This is a genomic window from Streptomyces racemochromogenes, from assembly GCF_039535215.1.
GTDB classification, from domain to species: domain Bacteria; phylum Actinomycetota; class Actinomycetes; order Streptomycetales; family Streptomycetaceae; genus Streptomyces; species Streptomyces racemochromogenes.
In genome coordinates, this window is sequence record NZ_BAAAWT010000001.1 from 4872996 (window position 1) to 4894569 (window position 21574).

21 protein-coding genes are annotated in these 21574 nt (G+C 74.3%); 11 read left to right on the forward strand and 10 right to left on the reverse strand.

Annotated elements, in window-relative coordinates:
• Positions 1–91: 91 nt before the first annotated feature.
• Positions 92–1129: a Strvi_7410 family MBL fold metallo-hydrolase gene (locus ABD973_RS22440; RefSeq protein ID WP_486389282.1), complete on the reverse strand. Its 1038-nt coding sequence runs from the start codon at positions 1127–1129 to the stop codon at positions 92–94.
• 220 nt (positions 1130–1349) lie between these two features.
• On the opposite strand from ABD973_RS22440, the gene ABD973_RS22445 reads away from it, so the two are divergent.
• The 3 genes from ABD973_RS22445 to ABD973_RS22455 all read left to right on the forward strand — a co-directional run bounded on the left by ABD973_RS22445 (position 1350) and on the right by ABD973_RS22455 (position 4248).
• Entirely contained in the window at positions 1350–2801 is a 1452-nt protein-coding gene (locus ABD973_RS22445; RefSeq protein WP_125821002.1) for an aldehyde dehydrogenase, read from the forward strand.
• A complete protein-coding gene (locus ABD973_RS22450; protein ID WP_345501738.1) occupies positions 2801–3043 on the forward strand; it encodes a ferredoxin in 243 nt (80 codons plus the stop codon). Before ABD973_RS22445 ends, ABD973_RS22450 begins: the two co-directional genes overlap by 1 nt.
• A 602-nt stretch (positions 3044–3645) precedes the next feature.
• The gene (locus ABD973_RS22455; RefSeq protein ID WP_345501740.1) at positions 3646–4248 is read left to right on the forward strand and encodes a DJ-1/PfpI family protein; all 603 of its coding nucleotides are present in this window, start codon (positions 3646–3648) and stop codon (positions 4246–4248) included.
• A gap of 642 nt (positions 4249–4890) precedes the next feature.
• Here ABD973_RS22455 and ABD973_RS22460 read toward each other — a convergent pair.
• Positions 4891–5526 carry a TetR family transcriptional regulator gene (locus tag ABD973_RS22460; RefSeq protein WP_345501742.1) on the reverse strand — a complete coding sequence of 212 codons (636 nt, stop codon included), beginning with the start codon at positions 5524–5526 and terminating at the stop codon, positions 4891–4893.
• 251 nt (positions 5527–5777) lie between these two features.
• Here ABD973_RS22460 and ABD973_RS22465 point away from each other — a divergent pair, with 251 nt between their 5' ends.
• The 5 genes from ABD973_RS22465 to ABD973_RS22485 all read left to right on the forward strand — a co-directional run bounded on the left by ABD973_RS22465 (position 5778) and on the right by ABD973_RS22485 (position 10333).
• Positions 5778–7088 carry a glycosyltransferase family 4 protein gene (locus tag ABD973_RS22465; RefSeq protein WP_125604761.1) on the forward strand — a complete coding sequence of 437 codons (1311 nt, stop codon included), beginning with the start codon at positions 5778–5780 and terminating at the stop codon, positions 7086–7088.
• A 126-nt stretch (positions 7089–7214) separates the two neighbouring features.
• Complete coding sequence (locus ABD973_RS22470) at positions 7215–7958, forward strand: class I SAM-dependent methyltransferase (RefSeq protein WP_125604759.1); 744 nt, start codon at positions 7215–7217, stop codon at positions 7956–7958.
• Positions 7955–9043: a prenyltransferase/squalene oxidase repeat-containing protein gene (locus ABD973_RS22475; protein ID WP_125820998.1), complete on the forward strand. Its 1089-nt coding sequence runs from the start codon at positions 7955–7957 to the stop codon at positions 9041–9043. The genes ABD973_RS22470 and ABD973_RS22475 overlap by 4 nt, the downstream gene beginning before the upstream one ends.
• 268 nt (positions 9044–9311) lie before the next feature.
• A complete protein-coding gene (locus tag ABD973_RS22480) occupies positions 9312–9884 on the forward strand; it encodes a hypothetical protein (RefSeq protein ID WP_185899733.1) in 573 nt (190 codons plus the stop codon).
• Between the two features lie 26 nt (positions 9885–9910).
• A complete protein-coding gene (locus ABD973_RS22485) occupies positions 9911–10333 on the forward strand; it encodes a hypothetical protein (protein ID WP_345501749.1) in 423 nt (140 codons plus the stop codon).
• Here the strand turns inward: ABD973_RS22485 and ABD973_RS22490 are convergent.
• The 7 genes from ABD973_RS22490 to ABD973_RS22520 form a co-directional block, all read right to left on the reverse strand.
• Entirely contained in the window at positions 10330–10791 is a 462-nt protein-coding gene (locus ABD973_RS22490; protein ID WP_125820996.1) for a hypothetical protein, read from the reverse strand. The two genes, ABD973_RS22485 and ABD973_RS22490, sit on opposite strands and share 4 nt — an antisense overlap.
• Before the next feature lie 40 nt (positions 10792–10831).
• Positions 10832–11842 (reverse strand): LLM class F420-dependent oxidoreductase, encoded by a 1011-nt coding sequence (locus ABD973_RS22495; RefSeq protein WP_125820995.1) that lies wholly within the window; start codon positions 11840–11842, stop codon positions 10832–10834.
• Between the two features lie 142 nt (positions 11843–11984).
• Positions 11985–12776: a DUF5336 domain-containing protein gene (locus ABD973_RS22500; protein WP_125820994.1), complete on the reverse strand. Its 792-nt coding sequence runs from the start codon at positions 12774–12776 to the stop codon at positions 11985–11987.
• Positions 12777–12894: 118 nt separating this feature from the next.
• Entirely contained in the window at positions 12895–13881 is a 987-nt protein-coding gene (locus ABD973_RS22505) for an N-acetylmuramoyl-L-alanine amidase (RefSeq protein WP_241253221.1), read from the reverse strand.
• Between the two features lie 104 nt (positions 13882–13985).
• On the reverse strand, positions 13986–14633 hold the full coding sequence (locus tag ABD973_RS22510; RefSeq protein ID WP_345501752.1) for a class I SAM-dependent methyltransferase: 648 nt from the start codon (positions 14631–14633) through the stop codon (positions 13986–13988).
• Between the two features lie 132 nt (positions 14634–14765).
• Complete coding sequence (locus ABD973_RS22515; protein WP_125820992.1) at positions 14766–15038, reverse strand: hypothetical protein; 273 nt, start codon at positions 15036–15038, stop codon at positions 14766–14768.
• 113 nt (positions 15039–15151) lie between these two features.
• On the reverse strand, positions 15152–15562 hold the full coding sequence (locus ABD973_RS22520) for a DUF3224 domain-containing protein (RefSeq protein WP_125605829.1): 411 nt from the start codon (positions 15560–15562) through the stop codon (positions 15152–15154).
• Positions 15563–15710: 148 nt separating this feature from the next.
• Here ABD973_RS22520 and ABD973_RS22525 point away from each other — a divergent pair, with 148 nt between their 5' ends.
• Positions 15711–16814, forward strand: coding sequence for a helix-turn-helix transcriptional regulator (locus ABD973_RS22525; protein ID WP_125820991.1), 1104 nt, complete (start codon positions 15711–15713; stop codon positions 16812–16814).
• A gap of 64 nt (positions 16815–16878) precedes the next feature.
• Positions 16879–18729: a serine/threonine-protein kinase gene (locus ABD973_RS22530; protein WP_241253220.1), complete on the forward strand. Its 1851-nt coding sequence runs from the start codon at positions 16879–16881 to the stop codon at positions 18727–18729.
• Positions 18730–18800: 71 nt separating this feature from the next.
• On the opposite strand, the gene ABD973_RS22535 is transcribed toward ABD973_RS22530, so the two are convergent.
• On the reverse strand, positions 18801–19142 hold the full coding sequence (locus tag ABD973_RS22535; RefSeq protein ID WP_125820989.1) for a hypothetical protein: 342 nt from the start codon (positions 19140–19142) through the stop codon (positions 18801–18803).
• Between the two features lie 102 nt (positions 19143–19244).
• Between ABD973_RS22535 and ABD973_RS22540 the strand changes: the two genes are divergently transcribed.
• The gene (locus ABD973_RS22540; protein WP_345501759.1) at positions 19245–21542 is read left to right on the forward strand and encodes an acyl-CoA dehydrogenase family protein; all 2298 of its coding nucleotides are present in this window, start codon (positions 19245–19247) and stop codon (positions 21540–21542) included.
• Positions 21543–21574: the final 32 nt, after the last annotated feature.

Consider the following 21574-nt stretch of genomic DNA (forward strand, 5'->3'; position numbering starts at 1 on the left):
GGACGACGGGCTCACTCTACCGGCCCGTAGCTCCCGGGCCCCGGGGCCCGGGGGCCCGTACGGTCGGCCCTGGCCGATACCCGCCGCCGGGCTACAGCGCCCGGTAGGCCACCGGCTCCGTCCCGGAGACGGCCTCCGCCCGGCCCTGCTTCACCAGCCGCCGCAGATGCGCCTCCGCTTCGGAGACGGCGATGTTCCGGGAGCCGTACGGGATCTGCTCCCAGGGCCGGTTCCACTCCATCCGCTCCGCGAGCTCCCAGGGGGTCAGGGGCTCGGCCAGCAGCCGCCACAGCCCGGTCAGCCGCTCCTCGTGGTGCTCCAGCAGCTCCCGGACGCGGGCGGGCGCGTCGGTGAAGGCGTGCTGGTGGGCCGGGAGCACCTCGGCGGGCGCCAGGCGGCCGACGCGTTCGAGGGAGTCGAGGTAGTCGCCGAGCGGGTCGGTGACGCGGGTGTCCTCCGGCGCCTCGTACAGGCCGATGTGCGGGGAGATCCCGGGCAGGAGGTGGTCACCGGAGAAGAGCCGGCCGTTGCCCGGGAGGCCGGCGGGGTGCCGCTCCTCCAGGTGCAGGCAGACGTGGCCGGGGGTGTGCCCGGGGGTCCAGATCGCGCGGAGCCGGCGCCCGGCGAGGGGCAGCAGCTCGCCGGGGACGATCTCCCGGTCGGGCACGGCGGCACTGAGCCCGGGCAGGGTGCGCACGCGGCCGCTCGCCCGCGCCGCGCGGAGCGGGGCGACGTGCTCCTCGGGCGCCCCGGCGGCGGCCAGCTTCCCGCTCATGTAGTCGAACCAGACGCCCGGCTCGGAGGAGCGGGTCCGCAGCACGACCTCGGTGTCGGCGGCGTGCATCGCGATCCACGCGCCCGACGCCTCCCGCACCCGCCCGGACAGGCCGTGGTGGTCCGGGTGGTGGTGGGTGATGACCACCCCGTGCACGTCGGCGACGGCGATCCCGAGCGCGCCGAGCCCGGCGGTCAGGGTGTCCCAGGAGGCGGGGTCGTCCCAGCCGGTGTCGATCAGGACGGGCCCGGCATCGGTGTCGAGGACGTGGACGAGGGTGTGGCCGAGGGGGTTGTCGGGGATCGGGACCTGGATGGCGTGGACACCGCCGCCGTGGTCGGTGACCTGTGGCATGACCTCTGGCATGGGTGCTCCCTGGGTGGTGGTTCGCCGGTTCGAGCCCGCTCTGACGAGAACGCGTTTCAGTAGTAGCCCAAGTCGACCGTTTCCCAAAAGCCCTGACCGTTCATCGGATCATCCGGAGCCCTGTGCCGACCGTGGACTCCTGGAACTAGAACTGGTATCAGTTCTGCGACATCGGTGAGATCGTGCGCAGCCCCTGGAGGCATCGGACATGACCGAGCTCGTGGAACACGGCCAACTGTTCATCGGCGGGGAATGGACCGATCCGCTGGGCACCGGCACCATCCGGATCGTCTCCCCCCACACCGAGCAGGTCATCGGCAGCGTCCCCCACGCCTCCGAGGCGGACGTGGACCGGGCCGTCGCCGTCGCCCGCAGGGCCTTCGACGAGGGGCCCTGGCCCCGCCTGTCCCTGGAGGAGCGGATCGCCGTCGTCTCCCGCATCAAGGACGCCATCGCCGTCCGGCACGAGGAGATCGCCCGCTCCATCAGCTCCCAGAACGGCTCCCCGTACTCCTGGAGCGTCCTCGCCCAGGCGCTCGGCGCGATGATGGTCTACGACTCCGCCATCAAGGTCGCCGCCGCCTACCCGTACGAGGAGCGCCGCCAGGGCGCGCTCGGCCCGATCCTCGTACGCCGCGAACCGGTCGGGGTCGTCGCCGCCGTCATCCCGTGGAACGTCCCCCAGTTCGTGGCCGCCGCGAAGCTCGCGCCCGCGCTGCTCACCGGCTCCTCGGTGGTCCTCAAGCCCTCGCCCGAGGCCCCGCTGGACTCCTTCATCCTGGCGGACATCGCACGGGAGGCCGGGCTGCCCGAGGGGGTGCTGTCCATCCTGCCCGCCGACCGGGAGGTCAGCGAGTACCTGGTGGGGCACCCCGGCGTCGACAAGGTCGCCTTCACCGGCTCCGTCGCCGCCGGCAAGCGGGTCATGGAGGTCGCCGCCCGCAACCTGACCCGGGTCACCCTCGAACTCGGCGGCAAGTCCGCCGCCGTGATCCTCCCGGACGCGGACCTGGCGGCCACCGTGGCGGGCATCGTCCCCGCCGCCTGGATGAACAACGGCCAGGCGTGCGTGGCGCAGACCCGGATCCTCGCCCCGCGCAGCCGCTACGAGGAGGTCGCCGAGGCCCTCGCGGCAGCCGCCGGCGCCCTCGTGGTCGGCGACCCGCTGGACCCGGCGACGCAGCTCGGGCCGCTGGTCGCCGAGCGGCAGCAGCGGCGTTCGCTGGACTACATCCGGATCGGCCAGGAGGAGGGCGCGAAGGTCCTGGCGGGCGGCGGTCGCCCGGCGGGCCTGGAGCGGGGCTGGTACGTGGAACCCACCCTCTTCGGCGACGTCGACAACTCGATGCGGATCGCCCGCGAGGAGATCTTCGGCCCGGTCGTGTGCCTGATCCCGTACGGGGACGAGGCGGAGGCCGTACGGGTGGCCAACGACTCGGAGTTCGGCCTGAGCGGCAGCGTCTGGACGGCCGACGTGGAGCACGGCATCGACTTCGCCCGGCGCGTGCGCACCGGCACCTTCAACGTGAACACCTTCAGCCTGGACATGCTGGGGCCGTTCGGCGGCTACAAGAACAGCGGCGTGGGGCGGGAGTTCGGCCCGGAGGGACTGGGCGAGTACCTGGAGCACAAGATGATCCACCTCCCGGCGGGTGCGTGATGGGGGACCGAGGGGACCGCTGGCAGGTCGAGGTCGACCGGGGGGTCTGCATCGGCTCGGGCATGTGCGTGACCCACGCCCCCGACGCCTTCACCCTCGACTCGGCCCGCCAGGCCCACCCCCGGTCGGCGGAGACGACCGCCAACGAACCCACCCTGACGGCCGCCGAGGGCTGCCCGGTGGAGGCCATCCTCATCACCCTGTCGGGCACGGGGGAGGCGGTGTTCCCGCCGGAGGAGTGAGGGGGGCGGGGCGGGGGGTGGGGGCGGTGTCCCCTGGGGCGGTCTCATCGATGGTTGGGGGCTTCCCGTCAGTCCCATCGTCCTTCCGGTTCGGGCCGCCCTGTCAAGGGCGCTCCTTCGTCGCGTCACTTCGTGATCGCCTTCGGCGACCCTTGACAGGCCGTCCCGAACCGGAAAGCCGAAAGACTGCCGGGAAACCCCCAAAGAAACGGGACGGATGATCCTTGGAGGGGCGGGTTTCTCAGCGATGAGGCGAGGGGCCGGGCGCCGGCCCACCCGACATACGGCTCCCTCTGTCCGTGATTCTGGGCCAGGGACGCGGCAACCCGCACGAGAAGACGACCAGAGCAGCCCAGGAAGCCCCCAGGCGCGACAGATCGCTACGCGCTCCTCCCGTCTCAGCGTCCGACGACCGCCCTGGGCTGATACCCGCACCGGAGGACGAACAGGCCAGCCAGGGAGCGGGTGAGCGCGTCAGATCGCTACGCGCTCCTCGGATCTCAGCGTCCGGCGGCCGTCTTGGGCTGGTCGTCGTCGGGCAGGAGACCATTCGGTGAGACTGCGGATGCGAGACTGCGGGCCTGTCCATCAAGGGAGTTGTGATGCAGGTAGCAGTGGTCACCTTCGACGGGTTCAACGAGCTCGACAGCTTCATTGCCTCGGCTTTGATCAGCAAGGCCGGGCTCAAGGCCTACATCACGACGCCCACCCCCGTGGTGACCTCGATGAACGGTGTCGAGGTGACCGGCCAGCGGTCGATGGACTTCGTGACCGAGGCGGATGTCGTACTCATCGGCAGCGGTGTGAAGACGCGCGACGTGGTCGCCGACGACCGGTTGCTCTCCATGCTGCCGCTCGACCCCTCTCGGCAGCTGATCGGTTCGCAGTGTTCCGGTGCGCTGGTCCTCGCGAAGCTCGGGCTGCTGGGTGACATGCCGGCCTGCACGGACATGACGAGCCGCCCGTTCGTCGAGGCCGAGGGCGTGACCGTGCTGGACGCGCCCTTCCACGCCGAGGGGAACATCGCCACCGCAGGCGGCTGCCTCGCGTCCCAGTACCTGGCCACGTGGGTCATCACCCGCACCCTCGGTGAGGAGGTCGCGCGCGCCGTCATCGACTACGCCGGCCCGGTCGGTGAGAAGCTCGAAACCGTCGAGCGTTCCCTCCGTGCCGTCCGCGCCGGTGAGGCCGCGATGACCTCCTGAGTACGGATATCAGCCCAAGGCGGTCGTCGGACGCCATGCCGGCAGGAGCGCGTAGCGATCTCTCTCGCGCCCATCCACTGCTTGGGCTGCCCTGGTCGTCCTCTGGTGCGGGTATCGCCCATAGGCGGTCGTCGGACGCTGAGACGTGAGGAGCGCGTAGCGATCTGTCGCGTCAGTCGGCTCCCTGGGCTGCCCCGTTCGTCCTCCCGTGCGGGTATCAGCCCAAGGCGGTCGTCGGACGCTGAGACGTGAGGAGCGCGTAGCGATCTGTCGCGTCTGGGGGCTTGCCAGGTCGCCCGCAGCAACCTTTGGTGCGGGTTGTCGCGCCCCTGGTCCCGGATCGCGGATGTGGGGGCCCGGATGCCCGGCGGGCCGGCGCCCGGCCCCTCGCCTGGTCCCTGAGGCGGCCGCCCCTCCAAGGATCGTCCGTCCCGTTTCTTCGGGGGTTTCCCGGCAGTCTTTCGGCTTTCCGGTTCGGGCCGGTCGGTCAAGGGTGGCCGAAGGCCATCGCGTAGCGACGCGACCGAAGGGAGCGCCCTTGAGGGACCGGCCCGAACCGGAAGGACGATGGGACTGACGGGAAGCCCCCAACCATCGATGAGACCGCCCCGGGGGACACCGCCCACCGCCCCCCCGCCGAAATCAGGCCTTTCCGGGCCGCGTCCCCGCCCGCGTCTCGGCCCCCGTCAGGTCGATCAGGCGGCACACCGTTTCGATGTCGATTTTCACCTGGGCGATGGACGCCCTGCCCGAGAGCCAGGTGATCAGGGCCGAGTGCCAGGTGTGCTCGATGACCCGGACCGCCGAGAGCTGTTCCGCCGTCGGCGGGGCGTCGAGGCCCATGGCGTCCAGGATGATCGCCGTCGTCAGCCGCGAGACCGTGTCCACCTCGGGGGAGACGCTGCGGTCCGCGAAGGTCAGGGCGCGGACCATGGCGTCCGCGAGGTGCGGCTCGCGCTGGAGGGCGCGGAAGGCGCGCATCAGGGTCTCCGCGACGCGGGCCGCCGGCTCCTCGCCCGCCGGGGGGCGCTTGCGCAGGGTCGTGTGCATGTGCTGGAGCTGGTCCTGCATGGTGGCGACCAGCAGGTGCACCTTGGACGGGAAGTAGCGGTACAGGGTGCCCAGCGCGACGTTCGACGACTCGGCGACCTCCCGCATCTGCACGGCGTCGAAGCCGCCCCGGCTGGCCAGCTGCGCGCTCGCGTGCAGGATCCGACGACGGCGCGCCTCCTGGCGCTCCGTCAGGGGAGGCGTCACGGTCTTCGCATCCGCTGTCATGTGTCCCGTTCCTGGCGTTCCGTTTCCTGGTGTTACGTGTCGTACGCGTCGTTGCGGCGGCTGATTCCGGGATGGTCCGGGGGTCAGCATGTCAGGCGTCCGAGTCGTGGCGCGAATCACCTGCTCCGCCTCTTACGGTGTGGTTTCCGGCCGGTAGATTCAATGGTCTTCAGAGGATCAACTCTGAAACTTGTTCTACATTATCCGAGCGGTTACGCTCCGGCGAAAGTGCAGGGAGAAGGGGGCCGAGAGTGTCCGCAGAGGCCATGGTGGCGAGCCCTTTCGCGGGTTCCGCCACCGACGGCGACCGCCCGTTGCGCATCGCGCTCCTCACCTATAAGGGGAACCCGTTCTGCGGTGGCCAGGGCGTCTACGTCCGCCACCTCTCGCGGGAGCTGGTGAAGCTCGGGCACTCCGTCGAGGTCATCGGCGCGCAGCCCTACCCGGTGCTGGACACCGGCGCCACGCTCACCGAGCTGCCGAGCCTGGACCTGTACCGCAGCCCCGACCCGTTCCGCACCCCGAAGCGCGACGAGTACCGGGACTGGATCGACGCCCTGGAAGTCGCGACGATGTGGACGGGCGGCTTCCCCGAGCCGCTGACGTTCTCGCTGCGCGCCCGGCGCCACCTGCGGGCCCGCGCGGGCGAGTTCGACGTCATCCACGACAACCAGACCCTCGGCTACGGCCTGTTGGGCGACCTCGGCGCGCCCCTGGTGACCACCATCCACCACCCCATCACCGTCGACCGGGGGCTCGACCTCGCCGCCGCGAAGGACCGCAAGAAGCGGGCCTCCGTGCGGCGCTGGTACGCGTTCACGCGCATGCAGGGCCGGGTGGCCCGCCGGCTGCCCTCCGTGCTGACCGTCTCCGGCTCCTCGCAGCAGGAGATCGCCGAGCACCTTGGGGTGCGCGACGACCGCATCCACGTCGTGCACATCGGCGCGGACACCGACCTCTGGTCGCCGGACCCGTCCGTCGCCGAGGTTCCCGGGCGGATCGTGACGACCTCCAGCGCCGACGTCCCGCTCAAGGGGCTCGTCCACCTCGTCGAGGCCCTCGCCAAGCTCCGTACCGAGCGCCCCGACGCCCACCTCGTCGTCGTCGGCAAGCGCGCCGAGAGCGGGCCGGTCGCCCGCGCGATCGAGTCGTACGGGCTCCAGGACGCGGTGCGGTTCGTCAAGGGCATCACCGACGCGGAGCTCGTGGACCTCGTGCGCAGCGCCCAGGTCTCCTGCGTGCCCTCCCTGTACGAGGGCTTCTCGCTCCCGGCGGCCGAGGCCATGGCCACCGGCACCCCGCTGGTCGCCACCACCGGCGGGGCCATCCCCGAGGTGTCCGGCCCCGACGGGGAGACCTGCCTGGCCGTGCCGCCCGGTGACGCGGGGGCGCTGGCCGGTGCGCTGGGCAGGCTGCTGGGCGACGCGGAGCTGCGTGCCCGTCTGGGGGCCGCCGGCCGGGAGCGGGTGCTGACCCGGTTCACCTGGGCCAAGGCGGCCGAGGGCACCGCCGCGCACTACAGAGCCGCCATCGCGCGGGCCGCCGCCGCCCGGACGCGGTGAGCGGCGCGCCCCAGGGCCCCGCGCGCAGCATCCGCGATATCCGTAGCCCCGTAACACCCGTAGCACCCGCGTGACCCGTATGACCCGCACCACCCTTCACCCCCGTGACCGCGAAGGCAGGACCCCGTGCTGACCGTCGATTTCTCCCGGTTCCCGCTCGCCGCAGGCGACCGTGTGCTCGATCTGGGCTGCGGCGCAGGCCGGCACGCCTTCGAGTGCTACCGGCGCGGCGCCCAGGTCGTCGCCGTCGACCGCAACGGCGAGGAGATCCGCGAGGTCGCCAAGTGGTTCGCCGCCATGAAGGAGGCCGGTGAGGCGCCGGCCGGCGCCACCGCCACCGCCATGGAGGGCGACGCGCTGGCGCTGCCCTTCCCGGACGAGTCCTTCGACGTCGTCATCATCTCCGAGGTGATGGAGCACATCCCGGACGACAAGGGCGTCCTCGCCGAGATGGTGCGCGTGCTCAAGCCCGGCGGCCGGATAGCGGTCACCGTCCCGCGCTACGGCCCGGAGAAGATCTGCTGGGCGCTGTCCGACGCCTACCACGAGGTCGAGGGCGGCCACATCCGCATCTACAAGGCGGACGAGCTCCTCGCCAAGATGGAGGCCGCGGGCCTCAAGCCCTACGGCACCCACCACGCGCACGGCCTGCACTCCCCGTACTGGTGGCTCAAGTGCGCCTTCGGCGTCGACAACGACAAGGCGCTGCCGGTCAAGGCGTACCACAAGCTCCTGGTCTGGGACATCATGAAGAAGCCCCTCGCGACCCGGCTCGCCGAGCAGGCCCTCAACCCGGTGATCGGCAAGAGCTTCGTGGCGTACGCGACCAAGCCCCACCTGCCCGTCGGCGCGGCCGGCTCCGCCCAGTGAGCTCGCCGGAGCGCACCGTACCCGAGCACCTCGTCCTGGACGGCGTGCTGACCGCCGAGGAGGCGGCGCGGACCGTCGCGGGGATCCTGGCGGTGCAGCGCGCGGACGGGGCCATACCGTGGTTCCGGGGCCACCACCTCGACCCGTGGGACCACACCGAGGCCGCGATGGCCCTGGACACGGCGGGCGAGCACGAGGCGGCCGAGCGGGCCTACGCGTGGCTGGCCCGGCACCAGAACCAGGACGGCTCCTGGTACGCGGCGTACGCGGACCGGCCCGACGGGGTGGACACGGCCGTCCCGCAGGACGCGGGCCTGGAGACGAACTTCGTCGCCTACATAGCCGTCGGCGTCTGGCACCACTACCTGGCCACCGGCGACGACACCTTCCTGGACCGGATGTGGCCGGTGGTCGTCGCGGCCGTCGAGTTCGTCCTCGCGCTCCAGCAGCCGGGCGGCGAGATCGGCTGGAAGCGGGAGGCGGACGGCACGCCCGTCACGGACGCCCTGCTGACCGGCTCCTCCTCGATCCACCAGGCGCTGCGCTGCGCGCTGGCCATCGCGGACCACCGCGGCGACCCGCAGCCGGACTGGGAACTGGCGACGGGTGCGCTCGCGCACGCGATACGCCGGCACCCGGAGCGGTTCCTGGACAAGGACCGCTACTCGATGGACTGGTACTACCCGGTGCTGGGCGGGGCGCTGTCCGGGCCGGAGGCGAAGGCGCGCATCGACGGGCGCTGGGACGAGTTCGTCGTCCCGGACCTGGGGGTGCGCTGCGTGCTGCCGAACCCGTGGGTGACGGGCGGGGAGTCCTGCGAGCTGGCGCTGACCCTGTGGGTGATGGGGGAGTCGGACCGGGCGCTGGAGGTGCTGCGCTCGATCGGGCACCTGCGCGCCGAGAACGGCATGTACTGGACGGGTTACGTCTTCGAGGACCGGGCGGTGTGGCCGGTGGAGCAGACGGCCTGGACGGCGGGTTCGCTGCTGCTCGCGGTGGCGGCGCTGGGCGGGGACGAGGCCACCGGTGAGGTCTTCGGCGGGCTGGCCCTGCCGGCGGGCCTGGAGCCGGACTGCTGCCGTTGAGCTGCCGCTCCTGAACCGGGGGCGGGCCGGAGTCGCCGGGCCGCAGCCGCGGGGCCGGAGTCGCCGGGGCCGGGGTCCGGGGCCGGGGTCACGGCGCCGGCCGTGCCGCGGGCTGCGGGGACCCCCGAACGGGTCCCCCCGGTGGTGGGGCCCGGTGCACGGGGCGAGGCTGCGGGGGACACCTCAGTCCCCGGAGGCAACCGTGGCCGTACCCGCAACCGTCCGTATCCGTCGAGCCCTCACGGCGGTGGTGCTGTCCACCGCGCTGCTGGCCGGTGCCACCGCGTGCGGCAACGGTGGCGACCGGGGGCAGCGGGAGGAGATCTCCTCGGCGGCCGCCGCCGAGCTGGCGGTCCTGGCCGTGGCGGAGCCGGACGCGGCGGCGGCCGACGAGCTGGCCGCCGCGACGCCCTCGCCGACGACTTCGGCGGAGAAGCAGAAGTTCGCCAAGACGCGGTTCGTGGCCAACGCGGGGCTCGCGGCCGGGGCGACGTACCAGTGGATCGTGAAGCCGTACCGCGAGGGCAAGTTCAAGAAGGGCGCCAAGGGGCGTACGTTCGCGCTGATCAAGGCGGGTCTGGCGGGTGCCTTCGCGTACAACCGGCTGAAGGCCGCCGCGGAGAACGCCAAGGGCGACCCGCTGCTGTCGAAGGCGATGGGCCCGCTGACGGCGGGCATCGAGTCCCTCAAGGGGCTGGCCACCAAGCTCCGCAAGGGCGAGGCGGGCGACGCCGACATCGACGCCTTCAACAACGTCATCAACGGCGTCAAGGAAGCCGGGAAGAGCGCGGGCGCCACGGTCACCGACACGGTGCCGAGCACCTCGCAGCTGACCGGCTGATCCGCCCGCCTGTTTGAATGGCCGGTGTGATCGAGTTCCTGTTCCTCGCCCTCGCGGCCGCCGGCCTGGGCTGGCTGCTGCGCCGCAAGCACCGGCGGCGGGTGGCGGCCGGCAGCCCCGCCGGGATCCCGGGCATGGCCCGGACCCCGGCGGGCGGTGGCCGCTGGCGCTCCGGACGGCTGTACGCGGACGGGGGCGCCGCCCGCTGGCAGCCCGGCCGGGGCCCGGCCGTGTCCCTGGCGGGCGCCCGGGCCACCGCCGTACGGGCGCCCTCCGTGCGGGAGGGCCTCTTCATCAACCCGGGCTCGCGGATCGTGGCCTGCGACCTGGAGGGCGGCGGGACGATGGAGATCGCCGTGATGCCGCTGGACCTGCGCGAGCTCCTCGAAGCCGTGCCGGAGGCGACGGGCCGGCCGGAGCCGCCCCAGCGGCCCGAGCCGACCGGCTAGACCGGGTCGGGCATGGGGAACCAGTCGGTCCAGCTGCCGTCGTGGTGACGGGTCTTCACGAAGCGCCAGCCGTCGTTGCCCTCGACGGAGAGGCTGAACTGCCAGGGGTCGCCGCCGCTGAAGCGGTCGATGACGACGATGCTGCTCCTGGCGGTGCCGCCCATGGACGACCAGTGGGTCCAGTCGCCGTCGGAGTCGGTCCAGCGCGTCCACACGGCGTTGTCCGTGCCCACCAGGAACTGCTGCTTCCCGCCGTCGGGCAGCTTGTGCTTGGTCACCCCGTACTGGCAGACGTAGACGGCGCCGCCGCCGGCCTTGCAGTGGTCGGCCGCGTCGGCCGGAGCGGTGGCCAGGGCCAGGCCCGCGACGGTGGCGGCGGCGAGGACGCCCGCCTTGATCCGGTTGGTGATGATGGCTGTTCCCCTTTGTGGAGCTGTGTACCGGTGGTCGGGCACCATGCTCCGGGGCGGCGCAAACGCTTCGCTAACGTACGGCTGCTCAGCCGCCCAGCTCCGCCAGCACCCGCAGGGTGTGCGGGTCCGGGGCCGTGACCAGCAGGTCCGTGACGGGGCCCTTGCGCCACAGCTCCAGCCGCTCCGCGATCCGCTCGCGCGGCCCGACGAGGGAGATCTCGTCCGCGAACGCGTCCGGGACGGCGAGTACCGCCTCCTGCCTGCGCCCGGCCAGGAACAGTTCCTGGACGCGCCGGGCCTCGGCCTCGTAGCCCATGCGGCCCATCAGGTCGGCGTGGAAGTTGCGGGCCGCGTGGCCCATGCCGCCGATGTAGAAGCCGAGCATCGCCTTGACCGGGAGCAGCCCCTCGGCGACGTCGTCGCAGACCTGGGCGCGGGCCATCGGGGCGATCATGAACCCGTCGGGGAGGCCGGTCAGCGAGGCCTGGTAGACGTCGGTGCGGGTGGGTGACCAGTAGAGGGGGAGCCAGCCGTCCGCGATGCGGGTGGTCTGGGCGATGTTCTTGGGGCCCTCCGCGCCGAGCAGCAGCGGGAGGTCCGCGCGCAGCGGGTGGGTGATGGGCTTGAGGGGTTTGCCGGTGCCGGTGCCGTCCCCGCCGCGGTAGGGGTGGCTGTGGAAGCGGCCGTCGAGGGTGACGGGGGCCTCGCGGCGCAGCACCTGGCGTACGACGTCCACGTACTCGCGGGTCGCGGTGAGCGGGCTCGCGGGGAAGGGGCGCCCGTACCAGCCCTCCACCACCTGGGGTCCGGACAGGCCGAGGCCCAGCATCATCCGGCCGCCGGAGAGGTGGTCGAGGGTGAGGGCGTGCATGGCGGTGGCGGTCGGGGTGCGGGCGGCCATCTGGGCGATGGCGGTGCCGAGCCGGATGCGGGAGGTGTGCGCGGCGATCCAGGTGAGCGGGGTGAAGGCGTCGGAGCCCCAGGCCTCGGCGGTCCACACCGAGTGGTAGCCGAGGCGTTCGGCTTCGGTGGCGAGGTCGAGGTGGGCGGGGCTGGGCCCGCGGCCCCAGTAGCCGAGTGCGAGTCCGAGGCGCATGTACGGTCCTCTCCGCAAGCCGGATCTGACGGCGCGTCAGCTGACGTCAGGCGACTGTAGGGCACGCGCGCCCCGCCGGGAAGTGCGGCGGCCCCCCGCCCGGGTCGGGGCGGGGGGCCGTGGGCCGTGGTGCGGGGCCGGGTCAGCCGCGCTGGATGCCGGAGGTGTCGTTCAGGACGCCGCGGCGGCCGTCCTGGGTCTGGGCCACCAGCGTCGACGGGCCGCGCTGGTCGACGGCCAGGTACCAGGTGCCCGGCGCCAGTTCCGCGACCGGGACGGGGGAGCCGTCCTCGCCGTAGAGGGGCCGGGCCACCGGTACCGCGAACCAGAACGGGGTGAAGTCCGCCGCCGGGGCCGGCGCCGCCTCCTGCGGGCCGGGCGCCGAGGTGCCCCCGTACGGCGGGACCGGCTGCGGCGTGGACCCGTAGCCCTGCGGCTGCTGCTGCCCCGGGTAGCCGTAGCCGCTGCCGGGCTGGGCGCCGTACGGCTGCGGCGCGGCGGGCCGCGGCTCGGGCACGAGCGGCCCGGCCAGCGCGGGGATCTTCGTACCGGCGACGGCGACGCCCGCCAGGGCGAGGTTGGCGAGGAAGGCGATGATGCTGCCCGCGCCCAGGTCCCACTTGGACGGGCAGGTGATCAGCGACCACAGCGAGGCCCAGGCCGCCGCCACGGCCAGTACGGTGCCCCACGCCGTCAGGGTCAGGTTCCCGAGCTTGCGGCCCTCGGGCTGGAAGCGGGCCCCGATCAGCAGCCCGGCGGCGATGAAGCCGGTCAGGAAGACGGTCGGCAGCGCCAGCCCGAAGTAGTCCGTGTCCCACGCACTCGGGAGGTTCAGGAGGGTGGCGGAGTAGAAATCGAGGAACGAGGCGATGAACAGCAGGACCGCTGCTCCGATCACCACGCCGTCACCTCGCGTGAGGGAGCGGATGTTCACGTCTGGGGGTGTCCTTCTCGGTCTTGGCTGGGGCGAGCGGGCGCCCCCATGGTACGGAGCTTCGCGCGGCCGAGAGGATCGGGGCGGCCGAGCCGCCCCGCGACGACTGCCCCGTGAACTACCCGCCCAGGAAGCCGGTGATGCCGTCCGCGATGCCCTGCGCCGCCTTCTGCCGCCACTCCGCACTCATCAGCTGCGCCGCGTCCTTGTCGTCACGCATGTTGCCGCATTCGAGGAACACCTTCGGCCGGGTCGAGAGGTTGAGCCCGCCCAGGTCGTCGCGGACCACGAGCCCGGTGCCGCTGCCCAGGTAGTTGGCGGGCGAGGAGCCGGTGGTGCGACCGAAGTTGCTCGCGACGCGTTCGCCGAGGTCGCGGGAGGGGCCGACGATCTTCGCGGTGTCCGCAGCGCCGCCCTTGACCCGGGCGGGGAGGATGACGTGGAAGCCCCGGTTGCCGGCGGAGGCGCCGTCGGCGTGCACCGAGACCACGGCGTCGGCCGCCGCCTCGTTCCCGATCCGGGCGCGCTCGTTGATGCAGGGGCCCCACGGGCGGTCTCCCTCGTGGGTGAAGACCACCTTGGCGCCCTTGGCCTCCAGCAGCGCGCGCGCCCGGCGGGAGACGTCGAGGGAGAACTCCGCTTCCATGTAACCGGAGTTGGTGGTGGTGCCGGTGGTGTCGCACTCCTTGCGGTTGGTGCCGATGTCCACCAGCTTGTTGATCTCGGCGGAGTGCCGGAAGTTGCCCGTGTTGTGGCCGGGGTCGATGACCACGGTCCGGCCCGTGAGCGGACCCTTCGCGGCAGCGGCGGCCGCGGACGGGCTCTGGGCCGGGCTCGCGGCCGTGCCCGCGCCCGGCGTCGGGGAGGCGCTGGCCTTGGCGTCCGACCCCGCCGTGGTGTGCGAGGCGGCGAGCGGCATGCCCCCGGGCTGCCGCCCGCCGGAGTCGGAGCCGGTCAGGACCTGGGTCAGCACCCAGCCCGCCAGGCAGGTCGGGGCGAGCGCCGCCAGCGCCACCGTGAGGGCGGGCCGGCGCGCGAACCAGGGCCGGTCCGGGCTGATCGAGGACCGGGACTCGGGAAGCGGGGGGCTGTCGTCGTAGCGCACGTCGCGATGCTAGAACGCCCGCGCGGGGCCCGTACGGACCATGGGCCATCCGGGGGCGTGGTGTGATTGTCGTCTTACGCCCCGCCGCGCCCCGGAGGCGCCCCCTAGACGCCCGCGCCGGTGCGCCGCAGGACGCGCAGGGAGTCCGTCACCGAGACCTCCTCGAAGGCGCCGGAGGCCAGCGCGCGCAGGTAGATCCGGTACGGGGCCTGGCCGCCGTCGGCCGGGTCCGGGAACACGTCGTGGATCACGAGCGTGCCGCCCTCCACGACGTGCGGGGCCCAGCCCTCGTAGTCGCCCGTGGCGTGCTCGTCGGTGTGGCCGCCGTCGATGAAGACGAAGCCGAGCTTGCCGCCCCAGGCCGCGGCGACCTGCGGGGACCGGCCGACGACCGCGATGACGTGCTCCTCCAGACCGGCCCGGTGGAGGGTGCGGCGGAAGGTGGGGAGGGTGTCCATCAGCCCGACTTCCGGATCCACGACCGTCGGGTCGTGGTACTCCCAGCCGGGCTGTTGCTCCTCGCTGCCCCGGTGGTGGTCGACGGTGATCGCGGCGACCCCCGCCTCGCGAGCCGCGTCGGCCAGCAGGATGGTGGAGCGCCCGCAGTACGTGCCGACCTCCAGCAGCGGGAGCCCGAGGGCGGCGGCCTCGGCGGCCGCCTCGTACAGGGCGAGGCCCTCGCGTACGGGCATGAACCCCTTGGCGGCCTCGAAGGCGGCGAGGGTCTCCGGCTTGGGGGCGGCGGCTGCCATGGGTGTTCCTCCGGCGGTGAGCGGGTGTGGCGGCCCATCGTGCCCTACCGCCCGGTAGGGCACCATGCCGGGGTCATGGGCGCCGTCGATGACGTCCACCACGGAGGTCCGGGCGCGGCCCCCGCCGGTGACCTACCTGAGCAGGCCGCCGAGGGCGGTGGAGCTCGCCGGGGCCGGGGAGAGGCCGGTGAGCAGGCCGGAGACCTGGTGCTTGGCGTCCTTGACGGTCGGGGTGAGGAAGCGCAGGGACAGCAGGTTGTCCAGGCTGAGGGGGCCGGCGGCCCGGCCGGCGGGGGCCGGGCGGGCGGCGGAGGGGGCGGCCTGGGCTGCGGGGGCGGCGGCGAGACCGATGGCCAGGGCCAGGGCGGCGCCGGACAGGGCGCGGGCGAGGTTGAGGTGAGCCATGACCGCCCCAACGGCCTTCGTCCCGCCCGGTTGTGGGTGTGGGCCGGGCGGGGCCGGGCTTTCGCCCGACTGGCGGTCCGGGCTGGGCCGTTCGGGTCGGCCGCTCGGGTCGCTCAGCCGAGGTCGTACGCGAAGGTGTAGGGGACGGACCGCTCGCCGTGCCGGGCGAGGAAGCTGCCGGTGCCGCGCAGACCGGTCAGCCCGCCCGTGCCGGAGCCGGGGACGACCGCGAAGGAGCAGTGGGTGGTGCCGTCCTCGTGGAAGGTGCCGCGCTCCTCCAGGGCGAAGCCGCCCTCGCGGCCGTCGAGGCTGCCCGTGAGCAGTTCCGTGCCCGAGTAGGAGCCGGTCGTCGCCGTCAGATACGCGATCGTGTAGGCGCAGACGGTGCCGGCGGCCTCGATGCCGCCGGAGAAGGTGTTGGCGACCGTGGCCTGCGCCAGCCGGGGCAGGGAGTCGGCGGGGCCGGCGGGCCGCTCCTCCCAGTCGGCGAAGGTGAAGTGGCCGGTGGTGGTGCGCGTGGGCATGGGGGTCCTCTCGTCGGGGTGCGGGGTGCGGGGTGCGGGGTGCGGGGCGCGGGGCGGCGCGGGGGTCTTTCCCCGTGCTGTGAACAGCCTGGATGCCGTACCTGACACCTCCTGTCAGGTACGGCGCTGCCGCGGCCAGAATGGGCGCATGCGCGCCGACCGGCTCCTCTCCCTGCTCCTGCTGCTCCAGAACCGCGGCCGGATGACCGCCCCTGAGCTGGCGGCGGAGCTGGAGGTCTCCGTCCGTACGGTGTACCGGGACGTCGAGGCGCTCGGCGCGTCCGGTGTCCCCGTACGCGCCGACCGGGGGCCCGCCGGCGGGTACCGGCTGATGGACGGCTACCGGACGCGGCTGACCGGGCTCACCGACGCCGAGGCGGCGTCGCTGTTCCTGGCCGGGGCGCCGGGGCCCGCGCGGGAGCTGGGGCTGGGCGCGGTGCTGGCCACCGCGCAGCTGAAGCTCCAGGCCGCGCTGCCGGCCGGACCGGCGGACCGGGCCCGGCTCGTGCGGGACCGCTTCCACCTGGACGCGCCCGCCTGGTTCCGGGACGCCGACCCGGTGCCGCACCTGGCCGCGGTGGCGGCGGCGGTGTGGGAGCAGCGGGCGGTGCGGGTGGAGTACCGGCGCTGGTCGGGTGAGGTCCGGCAGCGGGAGCTGCATCCGCTGGGCGTCGTCCTCAAGGGTGGCATCTGGTACCTGGTGGCGGCGCCGGCGGGCGAGGGCGTACGCACCTACCGGGTGTCGCGGCTGCTGTCGGTGCGGGAGACGGGGGAGGGCTTCGAGCGGCCCGCCGGGTTCGGGCTGGCGGCCTACTGGGAGGAGTCCTCCCGGCGCCTGGAGGCGGCGCTGCGGCAGGGGGTGGCGCGGCTGCGGGTCTCGCCGCGTGCGCAGCGGCTGCTGCCGGTGCAGTTCGGGGCGCCGGGGGTGCGGGCCCTGGAGGGGGCCGGGCCGGCGGACGGGGACGGCTGGGCGGAGGTGGAGCTGCCGGTGGAGTCGCGGGCCGTGGCGGTGGGGGACCTGCTCCGGCTGGGGGCGGAGGCGGAGGTGCTCGGCCCGCCGGAGCTGCGGGCGGCGGTGGCCGCGGCGGTGGCCGTCCTGGCGGGCCGGTACGCGGTGCCGGTGGCGGGGCCGGCCGTGGTGCCGGGGTCGACCGTGGCGTCCGGGCCGGCCGTGGCGGCGGGGCCGACCGTGGCGTCAGGGTCGCCGTCCGTACCGCCCGTACCGGCAGCGGGAGTTGACGGCTCTGTATGATCCCCTCCCGTACCTGGGGAGGGCGGGAGGCATGGAGCCGTTAGGGCCGTCGGGGCCGTCGCACGTGGGGCCGTTCCGTGTGCTGGGCGTGCTCGGCGAGGGCGGTATGGGCCGGGTGCTGCTGGGCGCCGCGCCGGACGGGCGGCTGGTGGCCGTCAAACAGGTCCTCGCGCGGTTCGCCGACGACGACGGGTTCCGGGCCCGGTTCCGGCGGGAGGTCGCGGCGTCCCGCAAGGTCTCGGGGGCCTATACGGCGGCCGTGATGGAGGCCGACGCGGACGCGCGTACCCCTTGGCTGGCCTCGGTGTTCGTCTCCGGGCCCTCGCTGGGGGCGGCCGTCGAGGCGGTCGGGGCGCTGCCCGAGGAGACCGTACGCCGCCTCGCGGCCGGGCTGGCGTCGGCCCTCGCGGAGATCCACCGGGCGGGTCTGGTGCACCGGGACCTGAAGCCCGAGAACGTACTGCTCGCCGAGGACGGGGTCCGGGTGATCGACCTGGGCATCGCGCGGGCGGCCGAGAGCGGGGCCGACACCCGGCTGACGCACACGGGTCTGGTGATCGGCTCGCCGCCGTTCATGTCGCCCGAGCAGGCCGAGGGGCGGGAACTGACCCCGGCGAGCGACGTGTTCTCGCTGGGTTCGGTGCTGTTCCTGGCCGCCACGGGACGCAAGCCGTTCGCGGGCTCGTCGACCCTCATGACCCTGTACGACGTGGTGCACGCGGAGCCGGACCTGGCCGCGGTCCCGGCGGGGCTGCGGCTCGCGGTGGAGCGCTGCCTGGCCAAGGACCCCGCCGCCCGCCCGGCCCCGGCGGAGCTGCTGGGCCTCCTCGGGCCGGTGGTCCCGGCGGGCCGCCTGCCGTGGCCTCCGGCGGTGCACCGGATGATCGCCGAGCAGGGCACCGCCATCGACCGTCTGCTGGGCGCCGCCGCCGGGGGCGCGGTCCGCCCGGCCGAGCCGGAGGCGCCGGCGCCGGTCGCGGGCCCCGTGCCCGCGGAGCCCCCGGCCCGGCGGCAGGACCCGGCCCCGGGCCGGGCGCGCGCGGCGGCGCCGGGCGGGACGCAGGACCCGTACGCGGACCCGGGCCGGGGCGGGGACCGCGGCCCGGCCGGGGATGCGGCCACGGACCCGGACTCGGTCGGGGATCGCGGCCCGGCCGGGGACGCGGCGACGGTCGCGGCCGTTCCAGGGCGTGCCGCCGGGGAACCCCGGCCGACGCTCGTCCACCTTCCGGACGAACCGCCCGTCGCCGTGGGAGCCCCGGCTCCAGGGGCGGACGGGCGGCCCGGGCGCCGGAGCGTGCTGCGCGTGGCCGGTCCGCTGCTGGGGGCCCTCGCCCTGGTGGCGGCCGGTGCCGGGGTGTGGGCGTACGGGCAGCAGCCCGGGGGGTGGTGGGGGGAGAAGGTGCACACGAAGCTGAGCCGCTGCGACAGCGCGGGCGCCAAGCTGCCGCTGCCGGCCGGGGTGGACCGGGCGCCGACGCTGGACACCGTCCTGCCGGAACGCGGGGCCGGGCCCACCACCTCGGTGCGCTGCTACTGGTTCGGCGGGGGGAAGCCCCGCGTCATCGCGGAGTGGGCCCTGAAGCTCGACGGCGTGGGCGGCCGCGACGGGCCGGAGGAGCAGCGCGAGCGCCTCGCCTCGGACCGGCGGACGGTGGAGGCGGCCGTGCGCCCGGTGGAGCAGACGAAGGTGGGGCTCGGCGACGAGACGCTGTGGAAGGACAGCTGTGAGCTCGTGGTCCGCGACGGGAACCTGAGGCTCTCCGTGTGGAGCGGAAGCGGAAGCGACTCGGGTGAGAGCACGCCGTCCGGGAACGGGTCCGGCGCAAGCGAGTCGCCCGCCGCGCCGCCGGAGTGCCGCTCGGAGGTCGTGGCGATCGCCCGCGCCGCCCTCGCGGCCGTGCCGGCCGACTGACGCCCGCGCCTGCGGCGCGGCCCCCCGGCGGGCGCCTTCCGCCGGTGGACGGCCGGCGGTTCGGGGCGGCGTCAGGTTCCCGCGGGCGGCGTGAGGCGGCGGCGGTTGCTCGTGCCGCAGGTGAGGCAGACCAGCCAGTCGTGGAGTTGGCCGGTGTCGGTCTCCCAGGGCTCGCCGGCGGCGTTGGAGTCCTCCTCGCCGCAGAAGACGCAGGTCCCCTCGTCGCCCTCCAGGCGCCGCATCGGGTGCAGCGGCCGGTCGGCCGCCCGACGGTAGCCCAGCCAGCCGCATCCGGTGCACTGCCACCACTGTTCGGGCCTCGGGGACGGCGGTGCCCCGCCCCAGCGGTTGCGGCGGTAGGTGACGCTCAGCGCCGTCAGCGCTCTCCCGCAACGCGGGCAGTCCGGGCTCATGGCGACAGCCCACCGCAGCCCCCGGACCGCCGCAAGGGGAGTGTCGAGAAGAGAACGTTTCTGACCTTCCGTCAGATTGAAACGTGTTCTAGTCTGCCGCGCATGGGCATCGGAATCACGCAAGAACAGCGGGAGTTGGCCGACGCCGTGCGCGGCTGGGTGGCGCGGGCCGTCCCGCCCGAAGAGGTGCGCAAGCTGCTCGACGCCCCGCCGCAGGCGGGTACGCGGCCCGGCTACTGGGACGGGCTGGCCGCGTCCGGGCTGCTGGCGCCTCACCTGGAGGGCGGGACCCTGCTGGATCTGGCCGTCGTGGTGGAGGAGGCCGCCCGGGCGGCGCTGCCCGGGCCCTTCCTGCCGAGCGCGCTGGCCTCCGTACTCCTGGACCGGGCGGGGGCCGAACCGCTCGACGCGCGGGTCGGGGCCGTCGCCCTCGGGGCGGGCGGTGTCACCGCCGTCCCCGCCGAGGGGGGTGGCTGGCGGCTGGACGGGGTCGCGCCGCCCGTGCTCGGTGCCGCCGAGGCCGACCTCGTGCTGCTCGCCGCCGAGGCGGACGGCGGGACCCGCTGGTACGCCGTGGACGCCGCCGCGCTGGAGATCCGCACCCACGAGAGCGCCGACCCCACCCGACCCACCGCCGAGGTCCGCGCGCGGGCCGTCACCGTCCCGCCCGGTCGGCTGCTGGAGCTGGACCCCGACCTCGTCCGGGACCTCGCCCGCACCCTGTTCGCCGCCGACGCCTGCGGCACCGCCGCCTGGGCGCTCCACACCGCCGCCGAGTACGCGAAGACGCGCGAGCAGTTCGGCAGCCCCATCGGCCGCTTCCAGGGCGTCAAGCACCTGTGCGCCGACATGCTGGTCCGCCTCGAACAGGCCCGCGCCCTCACCTGGGACGCCGCGAACAGCGCAGCCGAGACCGCAGCCCGGCCCGTGGCCGGGGCCGCCGGACCTGCGGCTGAGACTGCCGCCCGGCGCGCCACCGAGACCACCACCGGACCCGCCACCGGGCTCACCACCGGACCCACCACCGGACCCGCGGCCGAGACCGCAGCCGGGCCCTTGGACCGGCCCGCCCCTCAGGCCCCGCAGGCGCGTTCGCTCGTTGCCGCGCTCGCCGCCGCGACCGCCCTCGACGCCGCCTGGTCCTGCGCCAAGGACTGCATCCAGATCCTCGGCGGCATCGGCTTCACCTGGGAGCACGACGCCCACCTCTACCTGCGCCGCGCCCTCGTCGCCCGCCAGCTCCTCGGCCCCGGCGACGCCCACCGCATCCACGCCGTGCGCCTCGCCGCCGCCGGCGCCCGGCGCGAGCTGCGCCTCGAACTCCCGCCGGAGGCCGAGGCCCACCGGGCCGCCGCCCGCGCCGCCGCCGCGGCCGCGCGGGGACTCGACCCGGCCGCCGCCCGCCGCGCGCTGGCCCCCACCGGCTACGCGGCCCCCTACCTCCCGCCGCCGTACGGACTCGGCGCCGGACCCGCCCAACAGCTCGTCGTCCAGCAGGAGCTGAAGGAGGCCGGGGTCAGGATCGCCGACCTCGGCATCGCCACCTGGGTCGTGCCCTCGCTCCTCGCCTACGGCACCGACGAGCAGCGCGCGGCCCACCTCCTGCCGACCCTGCGCGGCGACACCACCTGGTGCCAGCTCTTCTCCGAGCCGGGCGCGGGCTCCGACCTGGCCTCCCTGCGGACCCGCGCCGAGCGTACCCCCGACGGCTCCTGGAAGGTCAACGGGCAGAAGGTGTGGACGAGTTCCGCGCACACCGCCGACTTCGGGATCCTGCTCGCCCGCACGGACCCGGCCGCACCCAAGCACAGGGGGCTCGGCTACTTCGTCGTCGACATGAAGAACACCCCCGGCATCGAGATCCGCCCGCTGAAGGAGATCACCGGCGAGGCCCTCTTCAACGAGGTCTGGTTCGAGGACGCCGTCCTCCCCGCCGACGCCCTGGTCGGAGCGGCCGACGGCGGCTGGAAGGTGGCCCGCAACACCCTCGGCAACGAGCGCGTCCACATGGCCGACCAGATGACCTTCGACACCGGACTGGAGGCGCTGATCGCCCGCTCCACCGGACTCGACGACTCCTACCGGGCCCGCATCGGCGCGCTCGCCGCCGAGGCGCACGCCCTCGCCTGCATCGGCCTGCGGACCACCCTCCAGCAGGTGTCCGGGCTGGAGCCGGGCGCGGGCGCGTCCGTACGCAAGCTCGTGCAGACCCCCCACCAGCAGCGGACGGCCGAGCTGGCGCTCGAACTACTCGGCCCGGCGGGCGCGGTGTGCGAGGGCGCGGGGGAGCGGGCGGTGCACGGGACGCTCATGTCCCGCTGCCTGACCATCGCCGGGGGCACCACCCAGGTCCAGCTGAACGTCGTCGCCGAGCGGATCCTCGGCCTCCCCAGGGACTGAACGACCAACGGACACGGACGAGGAGTCACGCA